The following is an 18,768-nucleotide window of genomic DNA, read 5'->3' as shown; positions in this document are numbered from 1 at the left end:
TTGCAAAATCTGCACCACAATGTCAGAGCGCCGTTACGGTAACGTCGCATCCAATTTGTGACAGGGAGAGAAAGCAATGAAATTATTTAAACTGCTGGCGGGTGCGTTGATGGCGGGTGTGGTTGCGCTGACACTGAGCGCCTGTGCGCCAACCGCGACTAAAGAAGGAACCGGTGGCTATATCGACGACACCGTGGTGACCACCAAAGTGAAAGGTGAACTGTTGAAAGATGACTCGCTGAAATCGACTGAAATCAACGTAGAAACCTTTAAAGGTAAAGTTCAGCTGAGCGGTTTTGTCTCATCACCACAGATGGCTAATCGCGCGGTGCAGGTTACGCGCAGCGTGCCAGGCGTGAAATCCGTTGTTAACAATATGCAGATCAAGTAATCGCTGCTGTGCTTAGCAAAAAGGCCGCTTAAACAGCGGCCTTTTTCTCATCAGAAGCGGTAACCCGCGCCGAAGAAGAAAACCCAGGGATCGATGCGCATATTGATGTTCTGCTGCTCGCCTGCTGCCTTGAACTTCACTTCAGTATCAATATCCATGTACCACACTGACGCATTCAGCATCCAGTCGCGGTTAATCTGGTAATCCAGACCGACCTGTCCCGCTACGCCCCAGGAATCTTTTACGCTCAGATCGCTGAGACCTGCATCACGGCCGGTCTGGTTGAAGTCAGCGTCGTAAAAGGTGGTGTAGTTGATACCGACCCCGATATACGGGCGCGCTTTGCTTTTGCTGTCAAAGAAATAGTATTGCGCCATCAGCGTTGGCGGCAGCTGACGTACCGTTGCCAGCGTGCCGGTTGGACCCAGCCCCACTTTGTGCCGGAACGGCGTGGCGGCCAGCAGTTCAACCCCGATATTATCCGTCGCCATATAGGTAAAGGTCAGGCCAAGCTGGGTATCGTTACTGGCGCTGAACTCGCCCATGCCGAGCACGTTGTCGGAACCTTCCGTCGGCCGTACCGTGGCGCTGCCTGCGCGCATAAAAAAATCGCCCGCCTCATGAGCCATCGCCAGTTGGGGTAAAGCCAGAGCCAGTAACATTGCGCATTTTGCCAGTTTCATCGTCACTCCTTTGCTAAAGGGAAAAACACTCAGGTCATCAATTTTTTGTTAGCAAAGATTTAACGTGATTTACATAAAATTGCACTCCGGCCGGCTGAAATAATTTAATTAAAAAACAATGGGTTGATGTAGATCAATTTTGGCCGGTGCTGGCGCTAAGAAATACCCCTTGCCGAAATATTTTGCCCGGCTTATTTTGCTGATCCAGATTGTTGATTTTGGTTCGATGCCTCAGGAGTGGCGGGTGATCAAATGAGCGAAACTTCAAATCCTTGTGTCAGCTGTGGCGCCTGCTGCGCCCATTTCCGTGTCTCTTTCTACTGGGCTGAAGCCGATGATGCTGGCGGTCCGGTGCCGACTGAATTAACCGAGCCGCTAAGCCTGTTGATGCGCAATATGCGCGGCACTAACGATCGCGCACCCCGCTGTGTTGCCCTGCAGGGCGAGATTGGCGGCTGTGTCTCGTGTGGAATTTATGAACAACGCCCGACGCCCTGTCGGGAGTTTGCGATGTCGGGTGAAGAAGGCATCGCCAATGAAGCCTGCGATCGCGCCCGCGCCCGTTACGGTCTTCCCGCCCTTTTTCACCCATCTTTACCTGTAATGACAGAAAGTTATGCCGCGGCGGGTGCCCGCGAGCTGCCAGAACATGTACAATCGCCGGGTTAATTAACCCGGTTCCTCCAAGGAGTGTACATGTCTATCACGGCAAGCTCGTTATACCGTGACACTGGAAATTTTGCCCGCCATCAGCTGGTTACTTTACTGTTGATGTCGCTGTTGACCGCTTTCATCACCGTAATGCTGGTACATGTGCTGACCCCGGGCGCCGATCAGATGGCGATCCTGCAGCAGGGCGACGACAGTGCCAGTTCATTATTTGAGATGGTGCAGAATATGTCACCTGAACAGCAGCAGGTGTTGCTGCGCGCCTCTGCGGCGGGCACCTTCGCGGCGCTGGTGGGCAATACGCTGTTGCTCGGCGGGATGTTGTGTCTGATACCGATGGTCTCTTCTGGCCAGCGGGTCAGTGCGCTGCGTGCCATTGGTACGGCAGCACCGTTACTGCCGAAGCTGTTACTGCTGACCTTCCTGATTACGCTGGTAGCGCAGCTCGGCTTTATGATTCTGGTGGTGCCCGGTATTCTGCTGACTATTCTGCTGTCACTGGCGCCGGTGATGCTGGCTAGCGAGAAGATCGGCGTGTTCGCTGCGATGCGCGCCAGCATGCGGATGGCCTGGAAGAACGTGAAACTGATCGCGCCAGCTATTATTCTCTGGCTGCTGGCGAAAGTAGTGGTAATGCTGTTTTTCTCCTCGCTAACCGTCCTGCCGATGAATGTCTCCTCGGTGATTTTTACCGCTGCAGGTAATCTGGTTTCGGCCATGTTAATTATCTATCTGTACCGGCTTTATATGCTGTTACGTTGATGGCTGATGCGCCTTCGGGCGCATCCGTACCCACTTCAGCTCTGACTGGAATGACTATGAAGCAGTTACTCGACTTTCTCCCTTTGGTGGTGTTTTTCATCTTCTACAAGCTGTACGACATCTTTGTTGCCTCTGGCGCGTTGATTGTCGCAACCGGTCTGGCCTTAGTCGTCAGCTGGGTGCTCTACCGTAAACTGGAAAAGATGACGATTTTCACCTTTGTGCTGGTGGCGGTATTTGGCACGCTGACGCTGGTATTCCACAACGATGAGTTCATTAAGTGGAAAGTGACGGTGATTTACAGCCTGTTTGCCGTGGCGCTGCTCTACAGCCAGTGGTTTATGAAACAAACGCTGATCCAGAGCATGCTGGGCAAAGAGTTACAGCTGCCGGACCCGGTCTGGCGTCGGCTGAACACCGCATGGGCGATCTTTTTCCTGATCTGCGGCCTGGTAAATATCTATGTTGCCTTTTGGTTATCCCAGGCATTCTGGGTTAACTTTAAGGTGTTTGGTCTGACCGGTCTCACCTTACTGTTTACCCTGATCAGCGGGCTCTATATCTGGCGACAGATGCCGCAACAACAACAAAAATAATCACTCTGCCCGCTATGCCGGGCATTTTTTTAGCGATCACCTGCAGAAGAATGAAAGCAATGGGCGAAAAACATAAGTTGCCGCAAGGCGAAATGGTGTTACGTACGTTAGCCATGCCAGCAGACACCAACGCCAACGGCGATATTTTTGGCGGCTGGCTGATGTCTCAGATGGATATGGGCGGTGCGATCCTGGCCAAAGAAATTGCCGAAGGCCGGGTGGTTACGGTGCGGGTTGATGGCATGTCATTTATGAAACCGGTGGCGGTGGGCGATGTGGTCAGTTGTCATGCACGCTGCATCCGTACCGGCAACAGTTCGATGACCATCAATGTCGAAGTGTGGATTAAGAAGGTGTCGTCAGAGCCGATTGGGCAGACGTACTGTGCCACCGAAGCGGTATTTATCTACGTCGCGGTCGACAATGACGGTAATTCACGTCCGCTGCCTGCCGGACGGGCCAATCAGCAACCCAGCGATTAACCGGTCGCCTGGCGGTCAGGCAAGCTTGTTACCTGACCGCCAGCTTTCTATTCGATACTGGCTCCGCCACTGATCTTAAACACAATGTTCATGGTCAGGCCCTGCCCCGGACGCCCACTCTGGTAACGCCACTGCTTCATCGCCTGTTTAACTGAGCGTTCAAACATATTACGCGGCTCAGCGGAAAGTATCTGGATGTTATCCACCCGCCCTTCGCTGTCGACATCAAATTTGACTCTCACCCGGCCTTCTACACGTAGCGCCAGTGCACGCGGTGGATAGCCTGGCTTGCTGACGCTCAGTGCTTTCGGCCCATTAGAGACCGTCTGACTCGGTGCTGGCGTCGACTTCGGCGCGGCGGTCGGCTTGTTCTGAGTAGCGGGCGCCTCCTGCTTAAACGGATTAGCCTGCGGCTTGCTCTCCTGACGCGGTTTGACTTCGCGTTTAGGCTGCTCACGCTTATGTTCCGGCTTCGGTTTAGGTTTGGGCTTCGGTTCCGGCTTAGGAATCGGCACCGGCTCGGCCTTTGGGGGTTCCGGGGCCGGCTGAGGTTCTGGTACTGGTTCAGGTTCCGGCTGCGGTTCAGGCTGTGGGGCAGGCGGCTCAACCACTGCCGGCGCCGGCTCAGGCTGAATTTCAGGGGCGACCATGGTTACGCTGATAGGCTGCGACGCTTTAGGGACTTCGAGCACCTGATGGAATGAGGCATAAAGAATGCCGGCAATTACGGCACCATGTAAAGCAACAGACAATAACATGGAGACAGGCGTGCGTTTTGGTAATGGCATAGTCAGCGTGGTCATAACAGTCGCAGTCATTGAATGAAGAGCCGATTTTAAATGCAAATAGCAATCAGTTTCAATAACTCCCGCCATCCGGCCGAAAGAAAAGCGCTTTTTAGCCCTTTATGCTGAGCATTGCAGTGGTCAGAGGTTTCATTTGCACTCTGATCGGCAATCCCTTAACGTGTTGCGAAATTCTGAAGAGTTAATGGGAGCTCCCAAGTGCTTTACGTCATTTATGCAGAAGACAACGCAGATTCACTGGAAAAACGTAACGCGGTGCGCCCTGCTCATCTGGCTCGCCTGAAACTACTGCATGAAGAAGGACGCCTGATCATTGCGGGTCCGATGCCTGCTGTCGACAGCAACGATCCGGGCGTGGCGGGCTTCACCGGTTCTACCGTGATTGCCGAGTTCCCGTCATTAGAAGCAGCGCAGTCGTGGGCAGAAGATGATCCCTATATTGCCGCTGGCGTCTATAAACAGGTCGCCGTGAAACCGTTTAAACGCGTTTTCTGATCGCGCGGACCAGGTAAAGAAATGGCTTCGGTGCGGCGCACAGAAGCCATTTTTGTTTTTCGGATGAAGCAATAATGCAAATGATGATTCTGGCGCTGCTGGTGCCGATCGTGGCGCTGATTGGGACCGCGCTCTATTTATGGCGGGTCCACGGCTGGCGTAAGAAAAAACAGCTGATTGTGATGTGCGTTGTGCTGGCAGCGGCGCTGCAGTTGGTGAACGTAACCCTGCTGCTGACCGCGCAGGCGCGACTGGCCGGTTAAACCCTTTGCCGGCCGAATTCAAAATAAAAAACTGCACCCTGCCCGGTTGGGTGTCCAGCTTTTGGGGCGCAGTTCAGTCCGGCAGTTTTTTTCGATTCGTGTCGCCCGCTTAGCTTAATCGAAGACGTTATTGATGATCGCCGTCACCACCGCAGTACTGAGCGCAATCAGCACCAGGTTATCCCCGACAATTTTCCATTGATAACCAGGATAATCCGGCAGGTTGTCCAGCATTGAAGGCGGCACCGATCGTTTGGCGATCCCGGGCGGCAAAGGTTTACCCCGCGCAAGATTTTTCGCAATACCCGGTGGCAGCGATGAATAACCGGTCAGCCCATACTGTCTGGCCAGATCGCGTGCGAACGCATAGCTGATCTCTGACTCGGCCCGGTGAGGATCGCCGCCCTTGTTCTTTTTGCTCTTAGACGAATGATCTTTGCCGTTTTTGCCTTCGCCTTTGCCACCATGATGGGCGGAATGTCCATGACCATTGCCGTTACCATTGCCGTTACCCGGATTGGCCAGTAACGCGGGCGAGGTGAACAGCAGACAGCAGGCTAAGGCGATAACGCCACGGTTTGATTTCTTCTTCATCGACTGACTCCCAAAGGTATTTCTTATCAATTTATCGCCGGATCTGAAAAACAGCAATCCGAGGTGCTGTTAAAAACTGCATGCACCGCTCCCCGATCCGCAGTGATTCTTACCGGTTTAGCGCAGCGTAAATTTTCACGCCTGCTGACAGGCGTCTGAACAATCCGCTGGCGTAGTGTGTCCCACCCAGCAACACTTAGCATCGCTAAACAATAACCGCAGCGACAAGTGTCAGGAAGAGTTAATTTTCAGCGGATTAATTAAGAAAGCTGGCATCACCACCGCATACTGGTCGGTAAAAATGTAAATTTTTTTGACCAATCAGCCAGCCTGTTCTTGACTGAAAGGACCGTTAAACACAACAGGAGAGGCCGTCATGACCGAATTGCTGCATATCATGTCTGTCAGCGCGATTGTTGCGGGCATCTATTTACTGGATTGATCATGAGCGGATTGACGTGGGGAAAAACAAAAGCCCTGCCGGTCTGGCAGGGCTTCGATCTTCCGTGAGAGATGAATGATTGGACAACGAAAAACGATCACGAAAGATGGCTAATTTCTACAAAAACGCTGACGCCTTGTCAATATGGTCCACCCGCTTGCGCGGTATCTGAAGCCTGGCTTGCTCGCCAGACATCAGAAGGTGGCGGGCTGCATTTTCCCTGGCAATTTGCGGCGATGCGGTAGCGCGCGGGCAACGCCAGCTATAGCGCACATGCACTCACCAGCGAATTAATTACGATCCAGCAGTAAGCCAATCAGCGCATGGTAATGCTGTTCTTCTTCCGCACTGGTGACATCCTGCAAGCGGCTAATCAATCGGGTACAGATCGCCTTACGATTGAGACTGCGTCCGGAACGCATAATCTCGGTTACCACTGAACCCAGAATCGCCTGCTGCGACGGCAGAGCGGCACTGTTGAGATAGGCAGAAATATCAGCAATGGAGGCCGGAATTCGTACGTTGGTTTGCATGGTTAACCCTCATAGAGTTCGTTTAATTTTTACAACCGATGCAGTAAAGCTATACAACCCAAGGATGGTTGTACAGGTATTTACGCTGTTATTTGCATTGAAACAGCAATCAAAGAAATAAATGGCCATCAAACAGTCACTTGCGTGATTGTAAAGTTGTACAGAATTAACCGTAATCGCCGCGGGAGGCTTCGCCAGCCCGCCATTAGCGCCTGACGGGACTCGCGTGAGACGTCGCCGACAGTGATAAAAGCGCGTGCTGAAAGATTTTTTTTTAGCCTGAACAGGAATTATTGCGCATCGCTGTCTACATTTATGACTTCTTTATTACACTCTGACACGCAGAATGGACGCTACAGCACAGTCGCAGGCTCAATATGCATAAAACTTATAATATTCAGGGCGCCTCAACTTTCTTCGATCAGCTGTTATACCGGGTGCAGGGAATTGCCGATCCGAAAACAGAAGTGCTGAGCGGCTACCCGGCAAACTGCTCTGCCTGGTTAACCATTTATTACCATCGCAAAACAGATAAGTGGTCTTTTGAATGGTATGACCGCGCCGGTTACCGACGTCCGATGGGCGTGGGCAGCCCAACCGATTGCCTGATGTGTGAAGTGAAGGATCGCGGCGCGTCGCAACAGGAGCATCTGCAGGCGCGCCACTTTCTGGCGGAGATGGGCTTTTTCGAAGCCTGAGCCGGCATCGGACTGGCGGGAAGGTGCCGGGGATTCTCCCCAGCCGGCTGCCCGGTTGCCCGGTTGCCCGCCTGAACCGTCAGCACCGGCGACGGCGATTACAACTGTTGCGTAATAAACAGAATGGAGCGACGCTGCTGCTGCGCCAGCTGATGGCGAATACTGTGGATACGCTTATAACGGCGTGACTGCCCTTCCAGCCAGCGTGAACGGCGGCGGTGCACCTGACGTAACATTCTCCAGCGCGCCACTTCATTTCTGCTTCGTCTCATCACTTCCTCTCTGACATCGAATTCACGCGCACGTATTATAAAGATCTTATCGCCAATGCCAAATCGGATCTGAACAGATGGCTCAGGTCAGGGGGTTTCGCTGACCCGCAACAGCACGTAAACTTGCCAGACGAAAGCGCGAACGGGATGTCCACTTAATGACCACTTTTTACACCCTGATCAGTTGGATGCTGCTGTTTGGCTACTGGCTGCTGATCGCCGGTGTCACCCTGCGAATACTGATGAAGCGCCGCGCCGTCACCTCGGCGATGGCCTGGCTACTGATTATCTATATTCTGCCGCTGGTGGGTATTATCGCCTACCTCTCCTTTGGCGAACTGCACCTGGGTAAACGGCGTGCCGAACGCGCTCGCACCATGTGGCCCTCGACGGCCCGCTGGCTGAACGATCTGAAGCAGTGCCGTGAAATCTTTGCCACCGAACACAGCGACGTTGCGCGCTCGCTGTTCGAGCTTTGTCATCACCGTCAGGGCATTGCTGGCGTCAAAGGCAACCAGCTGCAACTGCTCACCAGCTCGGATGATGTGATGCAGGCGCTGATCCGTGACATCCAGCTGGCGCGTCACAATATCGAGATGGTGTTCTATATCTGGCACCCTGGCGGTCTGGCAGATGAAGTGGCGGAGTCGCTGATGGCGGCGTCACGTCGCGGCGTACATTGCCGTTTGCTGCTCGACTCGGCTGGCAGCGTCACCTTTTTCCGCAGTCCGTGGGTGGGCATGATGCGCAATGCCGGCATCGATGTGGTGGAAGCGTTACAGGTCAGCCTGCTGCGCGTATTCCTGCGCCGGATGGATCTGCGTCAGCACCGCAAAATTGTGTTAATCGATAACTATATTGCCTACACCGGCAGCATGAATCTGGTGGATCCGCGCTTCTTCAAGCAGAACGCGGGCGTCGGGCAGTGGATCGATCTGATGGCGCGGATGGAAGGCCCGGTGGCCACCGCAATGGGGATTGTCTTCAGCTGCGACTGGGAGATTGAAACCGGTAAACGGATCCTGCCGCCACCGCCCGACCGCAATATCATGCCGTTTGAGCAGGAGAGCGGGCACACGGTGCAGGTTATCGCCTCAGGTCCTGGCTTCCCGGAGGATATGATCCATCAGGCGCTGCTGACGGCGGTCTATTCCGCTCGCGAACAGCTGATCATGACCACGCCCTACTTCGTGCCAAGCGACGATCTGCTGCATGCCATCTGCACCGCGGCGCAGCGCGGCGTGAATGTCAGCATTATTGTCCCTCGGCATAACGATTCCCTGCTGGTGGGCTGGGCCAGCCGGGCGTTCTTCAGTGAACTACTGGAGGCGGGCGTTAAAATTTATCAGTTTGAAGATGGTCTGCTGCATACCAAAAGCGTTCTGGTTGATGGACAGCTCAGCCTGGTCGGCACGGTAAATCTTGATATGCGCAGCCTGTGGCTCAATTTTGAGATTACACTGGTGGTAGACGATGCCGGATTTGGCAGCGATCTGGCCTGCGTGCAGGATGACTATATTGCCCGCTCACGCCTGCTGGATGGTAAGCGCTGGTCAAAACGTGCCTGGTGGCAACGCATCGTCGAACGACTGTTTTACTTCTTTAGCCCTTTACTGTAAAACGAGCCAAATTGTGTAAACGCCCGCAGGGCAGACAGGACAGACCATGGATTTAAATAATCGCCTTACTGAAGACGAAACGCTGGAACAGGCTTACGATATTTTTCTTGAGCTGGCAGGCGATAATCTCGATCCGGCAGACATCATCCTTTTTAATCTGCAGTTCGAAGAACGTGGCGGCGCTGAGCTGTTCGATCCTTCTGATGACTGGCAGGAACATGTTGATTTCGATCTGAATCCTGACTTTTTCGCGGAAGTGGTGATTGGGCTGGGTGAAGCGGATGGTGAACCGATTACCGACGTCTTTGCACGCGTACTGCTGTGCCGTGAAAAAGACCACAAGCTGTGTCATATCCTGTGGCGTGAATAGCCGTCGCAGCGATAAAAAACGCCGGGCCACTGCCCGGCGTTTTGCATTATAACGGGTCGACCTTGAGGCAGGAGACCGCGTGGCGGAAACTGCCTTCCAGCAGCGGCCGGGTTTTAGCGCACTCCGGTCCGGCAATCGGGCAGCGGGTGCGAAACACGCAGCCTGACGGCGGATTGATCGGAGACGGCAACTCCCCTTCCAGTAGCTGAATCTGCTTGTTCTTTTCCAGATCCGGATCGGGAATCGGCACCGCTGACATCAGCGCTTTGGTGTAAGGATGCTGCGGGTTGCTGTAGACCTCGCTGTAGGTGCCGAGTTCGACCGCATGACCGAGATACATCACCAGCACCCGATCGGAGATGTGTTTCACTACCGCCAGATCGTGCGCGATAAAGATCAGCGACAGCCCCATTTCGCGCTGCAACTGCTGCAGCAGATTCACCACCTGCGCCTGGATCGATACGTCGAGAGCTGACACCGGCTCATCACAGATAATCAGCTTAGGCTCGAGGATCAGCGCACGCGCGATACCGATACGCTGGCACTGGCCGCCGGAAAACTCATGCGGATAGCGGTTGATCAGGTTCGGTAGCAGACCGACCTTCATCATCATATTTTTGACGCGATCTTTGACTTCCTGACGCGCCATTTTCGGATGATAGGTGCGCAACGGCTCTGCAATGATATCGCCGATGGTCATACGCGGATTGAGCGAAGCCAGCGGGTCCTGGAAGATCATCTGGATGTCACTGCGCGCCTTGCGCCACTCCTCTTCGCTCTGCCCCAGCAGATCGCGTCCCAGCCATGCAACCCGACCGTCGGTGGCTTTAACCAGGCCGATAATCGCCCGGGCCAGCGTCGATTTACCGCAGCCCGATTCGCCAACCACGCCCAGCGTCTCCCCTTCGTACAGGCGCAGGCTGACGCCATCCACCGCTTTCAGGGTCTTTGACGGCTGCCAGAACCACTGCTTGCCATCTTTGATATCGAAATGCACCTTGAGGTCGGCGATTTCCAGTAACACTCTTTTTTCGGCTACGGCGCTCATACTAATTCCTCCACCGGCTTAAAGCAGGCACGTAAACGCCCATCCCCGAACGGTTCCAGCGGCGGCGCTTTGGCACAGATATCCATCGCATGTGGACAACGCGGCTGGAACGGGCAGCCCGGCGGCAGACGCAGCAGGTTAGGCGGATTGCCGGGAATGGTAGTCAGACTCTCGCCTTCAGCATCCAGACGCGGCACCGCATTCAGCAGGCCGATTGAATACGGGTGCGCCGGCTGATAGAAAACGTCACGAGCGCGGCCATATTCCATGGTACGTCCGGCGTACATCACCAGCACTTTGTCGCAGATCCCGGCGACGACGCCGAGATCGTGAGTGATCATGATAATGGCGGTGTTGAACTCACGTTTGAGATCGTTGAGCAGCGTCATAATCTGCGCCTGCACCGTCACGTCGAGCGCCGTGGTCGGCTCATCAGCAATCAGCAGTTTTGGCCGGCACAGCAGCGCCATGGCGATCATCACACGCTGACGCATCCCGCCGGAGAACTCATGCGGATACATTCTCATCCGCTTGCGTGCTTCTGGCATTTTCACCGCGTCCAGCATTCTGACCGACTCTTCGAAGGCCTGGGCGCTGTTCATGCCCTTGTGCAGCTTCAGCACTTCCATTAACTGCTCACCGACCCGCATGTAGGGGTTGAGCGAGGTCATCGGGTCCTGGAAGATCATGGCAATCTGCTCGGCGCGCAGCCGGTTAAGCTGGTGCTCGGGCAGGTTGAGGATCTCCTTGCCGTTGAACAGCGCCGAGCCGCCGATACGGCCGTTTTTAGCCAGCAGCCCCATCAGGGCGAAGGCGGTCTGTGATTTGCCGGAACCGGATTCGCCGACAATACCCAGCGTCTCACCGGCGCGCAGCGAAAAGTTAAGATCGTTGACGGCGGTCACATCGCCGTCGTGAGTGCCGAAGGTGACGCGCAAATCCTTCACCTGCAGTAACTGTTCGCTTCCCGCGCGGGCCGCCATTGCTGGCTGGAATTCATGAATGGTCATCGGGAAACTCCTTAACGATCTTTCGGGTCGAGGGCATCACGCAGGCCATCGCCGATAAAGTTGAAACAGAACAGCGTTACCACCAGAAAGCCCGCCGGATAGAGCAGCAACCACGGCGACACTTCCATTGAGTTAGCCCCATCGCTGAGCAACGCGCCCCAGCTGCTGAGCGGTTCCTGCGTTCCCAGCCCAAGGAAGCTCAGGAAGGATTCAAACAGAATCATGCTGGGTACCAGCAACGAGGCGTAAACCACCACCACGCCCAGCACGTTCGGCACGATGTGGCGCACCACGATTTTCCAGGTGGAGACGCCGCCAACGTGGGCGGCTTCAATAAACTCTTTGCGCTTCAGGCTCAGGGTTTGTCCACGCACGATACGCGCCATATCCAGCCACGACACCATGCCGATGGCGGCAAAGATCAGCAGGATATTACGGCCAAAGAAGGTCACCAGCAGAATGACGAAGAACATAAACGGAAAAGAGTTGAGGATTTCCAGAATACGCATCATCACCGAGTCGGTTTTGCCGCCGAGGTAACCGGCAACGGAACCGTACAGGGTCCCCACGATTACCGCGATCAAGGCGGATGCCACACCCACCATCAGTGAAATCCGGCCGCCAATTGCCACCCTCACCAGCAGATCGCGTCCCGACGAGTCGGTGCCAAACCAGTGGCCGGAGGTGGTATCCGGTGGAGAGGACATCATGCCCCAGTCGGTATCGTCATAGGTGAACTGCGACAGCATCGGCGCAACGATCACAAACAGCGTAATCAGCAGCAGTACCAGCAGGCTGATTGAAGCCGCGCGGTTATGAATAAAACGACGGCGGGCGTCCTGCCACAGACTGCGCCCTTCCACTTCCAGCTTCTCACTGAACGCATCCAGAGCTTCGCTGTTTTTCTTACTTAACATCATGGCGAACTCCGCAATCAGTAACGAATTTTCGGATCGATAACGGCATACAGCACGTCAACAATCGCGTTAAACAGAATGGTTAACAAACCCACCAGAATGGTCAGGCTCATTACCAGCGAGTAGTCACGGTTCAGTGCGCCGTTAACAAACAGCTGACCGATGCCCGGCAGGCCGTAGATCGACTCAATCACCATTGAGCCGGTGATGATGCCGACAAAGGCCGGCCCCATATAGGAGATTACCGGCAGCAGCGCCGGCTTCAGCGCGTGGCGCAGCACGATGCGGCGCAGCGGCAGCCCTTTGGCACGGGCGGTACGGATAAAGTTGGAGTGCATTACTTCAATCATCGATCCGCGGGTGATACGTGCGATGCTGGCGATATAGGCCAGCGAGAGCGCCACCATCGGCAGCAGCATGTAGTTCCACTGTCCGCCATTCCAGCCACCGCCGGGTAGCCATTTCAGCGTGATGGCAAACACCAGAACCAGCAACGGTGCCACCACGAAACTCGGTATCACCACGCCGGTCATTGCCACCCCCATCACCGCGAAATCCCACAGACTGTTCTGTTTAAGCGCGGCGATGACCCCGGCAGCAACGCCCAGTACTACCGCCAGCACGAAGGCAGCCAGACCGAGTTTGGCTGAAACCGGGAACGCATGGCCAACCAGATAGTTAACCGAATAATCTTTATATTTAAATGAGGGGCCGAAATCGCCGTGCGCCAGCTGCACCAGGTAATCGACATACTGCTTACCAATCGGATCGTTGAGGTGATATTTCGCCTCAATGTTGGCCATGACTTCCGGCGCCAGGGTGCGCTCACCGGTAAAGGGACTGCCGGGTGCCAGTCGCATCATAAAGAAGGAGATGGTAATCAGGACGAACAGCGTCGGGAGCGCTTCAAGCAAGCGACGCAGGATGAATTTTAACATTGCCGTACCTACCAGGCTGTTGCTTCACAACAAATAAATAAAACGTAAAGGCGGCGCAGACGCGCCGCCGCTGTCGATAGCCTGTGTGCTATTAGTGTTTAATGATGTAGAAGTTCTTATCCTGCGATTTATCCAGCGGATCTTTGCCGGTGTAACCGCCGACGTACGGTTTCACCAGACGCGCGTTAACGTAGTAGTAGACCGGAACGATGGTGCTGTCTTTATCCAGAATCTGCTCGGCACGCTGGTAGTCGGCGGCACGGGCTTTGTCATCCGGCGCTTTGATTGCATCACGCAGTACCTGATCGAATGCCTCGCTCTTATAGTGCGAGGTGTTACTGCTGCTGTTCGACAGCATGATGTTCAGGAAAGACGTCGGTTCGTTATAGTCAGCACACCAGGCGGCACGCGAAACGTCGAAGTTGCCCTGATGACGCGTATCAAGGAAGGTTTTCCACTCCTGGTTTTCCAGCTTGATGTTCACCCCGATATTTTTCTTCCAGATCGACGAGGCGGCAATAGCCAGCTTCTTGTGCAGGTCGGAAGTGTTATACAGCAGGTTGAAAGTCAGCGGTTTATCGGCGGTATAACCGGCTTCAGCCAGCAATTTCTTCGCCTCTTCATTACGTTTTTCCTGCGTCCATTTGAACCAGTCTGGCGGCAGAATCTCCATACCGTCGGTTGATGGCGGCGTGAAGCTGTAGGCTGGCATCTGACCCTGGGCCAGCACTTTGTTTACCATGATGTCGCGATCCAGGCCGAGCTTCAGCGCGGCGCGCACGCGGGGATCGGTGAATGGCGCTTTCTGGTTATTGATTTCGTAGTAATAGGTGCAGAGATAGGGATCAACGTGCAGTTCTTTGCCGTTATCGCGCTGCAGCTTTTTGAACAGCTCAATCGGCATGTTGTTGTAGGTCATGTCGCTGCCGTTCTCAGAGAAATAACGGTTAACGTCACTGACTTCTGAATTGATCGGCAGGAAGGTCACTTTGTTCAGGATGGTGTTGGCGTTATCCCAGTACTGCGGGTTACGCACCAGGGTGATGCGTTCGTTGATCACGTGCGCATCCAGTTTAAACGCGCCGTTACCGACCCAGTTCTGTGGCTGAGTCCACTGATCGCCGAACTTCTCAATCGCGGGCTTATACACCGGCGACATCACCGAGTTGATCATCAGCTTGTCGAAATAAGGAACCGGCTCACTCAGGGTCACTTCCAGCGTATGGTCATCAATCGCCTTCACGCCCAGATCGGAGGTCGGTTTTTTGCCGGCGATGATCTCATCAACATTCAGGATATGGCCATACTGCGGATAGCTGGCGTAAGGTGACGCGGTTTTCGGATCCACCAAACGCTGCCAGCTGTAGACGAAGTCCTGTGCGGTGACCGGCTCGCCGTTCGACCATTTGGCATTCTTACGTAAGTGGAAAGTCCACACTTTGAAATCTTTGTTTTCGTAACTTTCCGCTACGCCCGGCACCGGGTGGCCATTGCTGTCACTGACCAGCAGACCTTCGTAGAGATCGCGCGCCACGTTATCTTCCGGCACGCCTTCAATTTTGTGCGGATCGAGCGACTGTACTTCATCGCCATTACCGCGTACCAGTTCCTGTTTTGCTGCCAGCTCAACGCCAGCTGGCACTGTAGCCGCCAGAACTGCATTCCCTGCCAGGGCACTGACTGCAGCAAACACGCCCGCTGCAATCAGGCTTTTCTTCGTGATGTTGTTCATTATTACACTCCAGTTTTATTATCGTCGCCGGGGCGATTGACTGCCCCGGCGTCCCCCGTCTCGGGATCCCCGGCTGGTTAACCTGAGGATAGTGACCACATACTGTGGTCTGCACGGACGCGCGCTCCCCGACTGTCTCGCCAGGTAAGCGCGCGGCTCAGTGTTGTTTGATGAAATAGTATTTCAGGTCTGTCATGTCCTGCGGGTCTTTACCCGTAAAGCCGCCAACCCAGGGCTTCACCAGGCGCACACTCACGCGGTAGTAAACTGGCACAATTGGTGAGTCTTTGTCGAGTTGTGTTTCAGCCTGCTGATAGAGGCTGGCGCGTTGTGCTTCACTGCTGGCGGACAGGGTCTCCGACATCAGGCGATCAAACGTCGGGCTGCGGTAAAAGGCGGTATTGATTGAGGCGTTACCGATCAGCATGTTGAGAAAGGTCGACGGCTCGTTGTAATCCGCGCACCAGGTGGCGCGAACCACGTCATACTGCGCCTGATGACGGGTCTCCAGCAGAGTTTTCCACTCCTGATTCTGTAACGTCACCTTCGCGCCGAGGTTTTTCTGCCACATTGAGGCAGCAGCGATCGCCTGGCGTTTATTCTGATCGGAGGTGTTGTAGAGCAGCGTGAAGGTCAGCGGATGGCTGTCATCAAACCCGGCCTCTGCCAGTAACTTTTTCGCCGCCTGATTGCGCTGCGCCTGTGTCTGTCTGAACCACGCCGGTGGGGTTAAATTGATCCCGGCGGTAAACGGTGGCGTCAGGCTGTAGGCCGGAATCTGACCCTGCCCCATGATCTTGTTAGCAATGACTTCACGGTCGAGGGTCATCTTGATCGCAGCACGAACGCGCGCATCGGTAAATGGCGGCTTTTTATTATTAATTTCATAATAGAAAGTGCAAAGCAGCGGACTGACTTTGACCTGCTCGCCCAGCTCCTGACGCAGTTTGCCGAACATTTCTGGCGGGATTGCGCTGTTGGTAATGTCCGTACCGCCGCTGCGATAGCGATTAATATCGCTGTTTTCCGAGGCGATCGGCAGGAAAGTGCCCTGCTCAATCACCGTATGGCTGTTATCCCAGTAGTGTGGATTGCGCTGCAGTACGATTTTTTCATTGACCACCCAGTCGCTCAGCGTATACGCGCCGTTGCCCACATAGTGACCCGGCCGGGTCCAGGCCTCGCCCCACTGCTTGATCGCCGGGGCATAGACCGGCTTCATCGCGGTATGCGCCAGCATGGCGACCAGATAAGGCACCGGTTCACTCAGGGTAATTTGCAGATGATGGGCATCCAGCGCCTTCACACCGAGCTGATCGGGTGACATTTTACCGGCCAGAATGGCATCAATGTTGGCGAAATGCGCCGCCTGCAGATAGCTGGAATAAGGAGAAGCCGTCGTGGGATCGGCCAGTCGACGCCAGCTATAGACGAAATCATCGGCGGTTACCGGTTCGCCGTTGCTCCATTTTGCGTCATCCCGCAGGGTAAAGGTCCACTGAGTCCCTTGCTGGTTTTGCCAGCTCTCCGCCACACCAGGCACCACCCTGCCGCTGTTATCGGTGTTAACCAGCCCATCAAGCAGATTAAGAATAATATTCGATTCTGGCACGCCTTCGACTTTATGTGGGTCGAGCGACGCCACCTCTGAGCCGTTATTAATAACAATTTGCTGCATCGGCGCCAGCGTCGTCCCGGCTGGCACCGTGGCACCATAGGCCGGTGAAAAAGCGATTAACAGACATAACGCAATTTTACACCGTTGTTGCTGCAAGTTTTTCATCCCAGTCATGCGAAAGCGCCAACCTTTTATTAAGTATCCCGATAGGCTTAAGCAAAAAGCGTTCTCACTTTGGCTGTCGGAGAAAAAATTTTACGTTGCGCCAAAAATTATCAGAAGCAGCAGAAGGGTGCCAAAGCAAAATAGCTAAAATGTTAACTAATTCTCTTTTATCATGAGAAGTCAGGCAGCGGAAGTGTTAATTTTTGTCCTGAAAATATCTTATCGATATGAAAAATAGAGATTTTAGATAAAAACAGACTTTCTGCAGCTCTGCCGAAGGGATAAAAACGCTTTTTTGGCAATTATACCGGGGATACGCCATCAGACGCGATGAATGCGCGTCGGCTGGGAGCAGAGGCGCGATTTGTCAGGCTAAGCGAGAATTAGAAAGCAGATTATCATGTGAAAATTGTGACATCGCTGCGGCCAACAAGCGGCAAATTCCGGCCAGCAGTAATGAAAGTGATAATCTGCTGAATCTATTAAGCGGGATGAATAATTGCATGTTTATGGTGCAGGTTTTTCTTACTTTGCACCATAATGATTCACGACTTCGCTTCGACCCCTGAATTAAGTGGGGAATTTAATTGAGTAAACCGGGGAAAATAGATTTCATTCCGGTAACCACGAACTCAATACCCAGCGCCATCAGCAACAGCCCCATAATACGGGTGATCACATTAATACCGGTCTGGCCTAACACCCGCACCATTAAAGGTGCAGCCCGAAACAACAGCCAGCAGCAGAAGGCAAAAAGCGCAATCGCCAGGCTGAATCCCAGCAGATTGACCCAGCTGTGATAGCGCGTGCTCCAGACAATGGTCGAACTGATGGCACCGGGTCCGGCCATCAGCGGCAGTGCCAGCGGTACCACCCCGACACTTTCACGAATCGCGGTCTCTGATTTTTCCTGTTTGTTCTGCTTATCTTCGCCCAGCTTACCGCTGATCATCGACATGGCGATGGTCACTACCAGAATTCCCCCGGCAATGCGGAAGGAGTCGATAGAGATACCGAAAATATGCAGAATCGCATCACCGAGAAACAGTGAGGTCCACAGAATGATGGCGACCGCGAGGTTGGCCGTCAGGTTGGTTTTATTACGCTCAGCAGCCCCCTGATAGCGGGTCATGCTGATAAACACCGGAATAATGCCTACCGGATTGACCAGCGCAAAAAGCCCGACAAAAAATTTTATATAACCTGATAAATCTAACAGCGCAGGGTTCACGACAGACTCCGTACCACAGGGGAGGAAAACGCGCCTAATGTAAGGGAAAAAGCGCCCTGACGCCAGATGCGCGGACAGCTATTTATTCTGCCGATCAGCGCCCGATTTAGCGCATTTCGCCAGACATTAAAATGCAGCTGGTTTTAGCCGCTATGAGCCTGGCCTTAAGAGGCGTAAGCGGTTTCGACAAGCGGGTGCCGAAAAGTGCGGCTGAAAGGAGTCAGCTTGCGTTCAAATTGATCTGTATCAAAATTGCCCTACCTCAAACCAGGTAATCTTTTCGCAACGGAAGTATTAGCAGCATCAGGGTACATAACGCTGATGCCAGAACAGACTAGTTTAGTAAACATTTGAAAATCCGGGCGTTCTGGCCCAATCCAACGCGCCAGCCAGGCGGGACTATACTCAGGACGCAGGATTGTTTACTAAAAAAG

The 18,768-nt window shown here is 54.0% G+C and carries 22 protein-coding genes; 10 read left to right on the top strand and 12 right to left on the bottom strand.

What is annotated here, in order from left to right; genetic code table 11:
• The first annotated feature begins 76 nt into the window (after positions 1–76).
• Positions 77–391, top strand: coding sequence for a BON domain-containing protein (locus FHW04_RS16360; RefSeq protein ID WP_031374566.1), 315 nt, complete (start codon positions 77–79; stop codon positions 389–391).
• Positions 392–441: 50 nt separating this feature from the next.
• On the opposite strand, the gene ompW is transcribed toward FHW04_RS16360, so the two are convergent.
• Positions 442–1,074 carry an outer membrane protein OmpW gene (gene ompW / locus FHW04_RS16355; protein ID WP_031374567.1) on the bottom strand — a complete coding sequence of 211 codons (633 nt, stop codon included), beginning with the start codon at positions 1,072–1,074 and terminating at the stop codon, positions 442–444.
• A 252-nt stretch (positions 1,075–1,326) separates the two neighbouring features.
• On the opposite strand from ompW, the gene FHW04_RS16350 reads away from it, so the two are divergent.
• Genes FHW04_RS16350 through yciA form a run of 4 tightly spaced genes read left to right on the top strand, consistent with a single transcriptional unit; the run spans position 1,327 to position 3,583 of the window.
• Positions 1,327–1,743: a YkgJ family cysteine cluster protein gene (locus FHW04_RS16350; protein ID WP_031374568.1), complete on the top strand. Its 417-nt coding sequence runs from the start codon at positions 1,327–1,329 to the stop codon at positions 1,741–1,743.
• Between the two features lie 27 nt (positions 1,744–1,770).
• Positions 1,771–2,505 carry a YciC family protein gene (locus FHW04_RS16345; protein ID WP_031374569.1) on the top strand — a complete coding sequence of 245 codons (735 nt, stop codon included), beginning with the start codon at positions 1,771–1,773 and terminating at the stop codon, positions 2,503–2,505.
• Between the two features lie 56 nt (positions 2,506–2,561).
• Positions 2,562–3,101, top strand: coding sequence for a septation protein A (locus FHW04_RS16340; protein WP_031374570.1), 540 nt, complete (start codon positions 2,562–2,564; stop codon positions 3,099–3,101).
• Positions 3,102–3,160: 59 nt separating this feature from the next.
• On the top strand, positions 3,161–3,583 hold the full coding sequence (gene yciA / locus FHW04_RS16335) for an acyl-CoA thioester hydrolase YciA (protein WP_031374571.1): 423 nt from the start codon (positions 3,161–3,163) through the stop codon (positions 3,581–3,583).
• 47 nt (positions 3,584–3,630) lie between these two features.
• Here the strand turns inward: yciA and tonB are convergent, their stop codons facing one another.
• Positions 3,631–4,386: a TonB system transport protein TonB gene (gene tonB / locus FHW04_RS16330; protein WP_046288286.1), complete on the bottom strand. Its 756-nt coding sequence runs from the start codon at positions 4,384–4,386 to the stop codon at positions 3,631–3,633.
• A 201-nt stretch (positions 4,387–4,587) separates the two neighbouring features.
• Between tonB and FHW04_RS16325 the strand changes: the two genes are divergently transcribed.
• Both FHW04_RS16325 and FHW04_RS16320 read left to right on the top strand, forming a co-directional pair.
• Entirely contained in the window at positions 4,588–4,884 is a 297-nt protein-coding gene (locus FHW04_RS16325; RefSeq protein WP_031374572.1) for a YciI family protein, read from the top strand.
• Between the two features lie 74 nt (positions 4,885–4,958).
• Complete coding sequence (locus tag FHW04_RS16320) at positions 4,959–5,147, top strand: hypothetical protein (RefSeq protein ID WP_069728533.1); 189 nt, start codon at positions 4,959–4,961, stop codon at positions 5,145–5,147.
• Positions 5,148–5,261: 114 nt separating this feature from the next.
• Here the strand turns inward: FHW04_RS16320 and FHW04_RS16315 are convergent, their stop codons facing one another.
• Positions 5,262–5,741, bottom strand: coding sequence for an anti-virulence regulator CigR family protein (locus FHW04_RS16315; RefSeq protein ID WP_089561443.1), 480 nt, complete (start codon positions 5,739–5,741; stop codon positions 5,262–5,264).
• Between the two features lie 732 nt (positions 5,742–6,473).
• Entirely contained in the window at positions 6,474–6,716 is a 243-nt protein-coding gene (gene ycgZ, locus FHW04_RS16310) for a regulatory protein YcgZ (protein ID WP_031374575.1), read from the bottom strand.
• A 377-nt stretch (positions 6,717–7,093) separates the two neighbouring features.
• Between ycgZ and FHW04_RS16305 the strand changes: the two genes are divergently transcribed.
• The gene (locus FHW04_RS16305) at positions 7,094–7,414 is read left to right on the top strand and encodes a hypothetical protein (protein WP_031374576.1); all 321 of its coding nucleotides are present in this window, start codon (positions 7,094–7,096) and stop codon (positions 7,412–7,414) included.
• 98 nt (positions 7,415–7,512) lie between these two features.
• Here FHW04_RS16305 and FHW04_RS16300 read toward each other — a convergent pair whose 3' ends face one another.
• Positions 7,513–7,686 (bottom strand): YciY family protein, encoded by a 174-nt coding sequence (locus FHW04_RS16300; RefSeq protein WP_089561442.1) that lies wholly within the window; start codon positions 7,684–7,686, stop codon positions 7,513–7,515.
• 158 nt (positions 7,687–7,844) lie between these two features.
• Between FHW04_RS16300 and cls the strand changes: the two genes are divergently transcribed.
• Both cls and FHW04_RS16290 read left to right on the top strand, forming a co-directional pair.
• Positions 7,845–9,305 (top strand): cardiolipin synthase, encoded by a 1,461-nt coding sequence (gene cls, locus FHW04_RS16295; RefSeq protein WP_089561441.1) that lies wholly within the window; start codon positions 7,845–7,847, stop codon positions 9,303–9,305.
• 46 nt (positions 9,306–9,351) lie between these two features.
• On the top strand, positions 9,352–9,675 hold the full coding sequence (locus FHW04_RS16290) for an HI1450 family dsDNA-mimic protein (RefSeq protein ID WP_031374578.1): 324 nt from the start codon (positions 9,352–9,354) through the stop codon (positions 9,673–9,675).
• Between the two features lie 46 nt (positions 9,676–9,721).
• On the opposite strand, the gene oppF is transcribed toward FHW04_RS16290, so the two are convergent.
• The 7 genes from oppF to FHW04_RS16255 form a co-directional block, all read right to left on the bottom strand.
• Positions 9,722–10,723, bottom strand: a complete 1,002-nt coding sequence (oppF, locus tag FHW04_RS16285; protein WP_089561440.1) for a murein tripeptide/oligopeptide ABC transporter ATP binding protein OppF — start codon at positions 10,721–10,723, stop codon at positions 9,722–9,724.
• On the bottom strand, positions 10,720–11,733 hold the full coding sequence (locus FHW04_RS16280) for an ABC transporter ATP-binding protein (RefSeq protein WP_089561439.1): 1,014 nt from the start codon (positions 11,731–11,733) through the stop codon (positions 10,720–10,722). Before FHW04_RS16280 ends, oppF begins: the two co-directional genes overlap by 4 nt.
• Positions 11,734–11,744: 11 nt before the next feature.
• Positions 11,745–12,653, bottom strand: a complete 909-nt coding sequence (gene oppC, locus FHW04_RS16275) for an oligopeptide ABC transporter permease OppC (RefSeq protein WP_031374580.1) — start codon at positions 12,651–12,653, stop codon at positions 11,745–11,747.
• 14 nt (positions 12,654–12,667) lie between these two features.
• Positions 12,668–13,588, bottom strand: a complete 921-nt coding sequence (gene oppB / locus FHW04_RS16270; protein ID WP_031374581.1) for an oligopeptide ABC transporter permease OppB — start codon at positions 13,586–13,588, stop codon at positions 12,668–12,670.
• Positions 13,589–13,679: 91 nt separating this feature from the next.
• Positions 13,680–15,320: an oligopeptide ABC transporter substrate-binding protein OppA gene (oppA, locus tag FHW04_RS16265; RefSeq protein WP_089561438.1), complete on the bottom strand. Its 1,641-nt coding sequence runs from the start codon at positions 15,318–15,320 to the stop codon at positions 13,680–13,682.
• A 157-nt stretch (positions 15,321–15,477) separates the two neighbouring features.
• Entirely contained in the window at positions 15,478–17,103 is a 1,626-nt protein-coding gene (locus FHW04_RS16260; RefSeq protein ID WP_089561437.1) for an ABC transporter substrate-binding protein, read from the bottom strand.
• Between the two features lie 583 nt (positions 17,104–17,686).
• Positions 17,687–18,334, bottom strand: coding sequence for a YchE family NAAT transporter (locus tag FHW04_RS16255; RefSeq protein WP_031374584.1), 648 nt, complete (start codon positions 18,332–18,334; stop codon positions 17,687–17,689).
• Positions 18,335–18,768: the final 434 nt, after the last annotated feature.

Source organism: Pantoea sp. AN62 (assembly GCF_050432985.1).
Classification (GTDB): domain Bacteria; phylum Pseudomonadota; class Gammaproteobacteria; order Enterobacterales; family Enterobacteriaceae; genus Pantoea; species Pantoea brenneri.
Note: the sequence above shows the minus strand (reverse complement) of the source record. Positions and strands in the feature narration are given on the sequence as shown.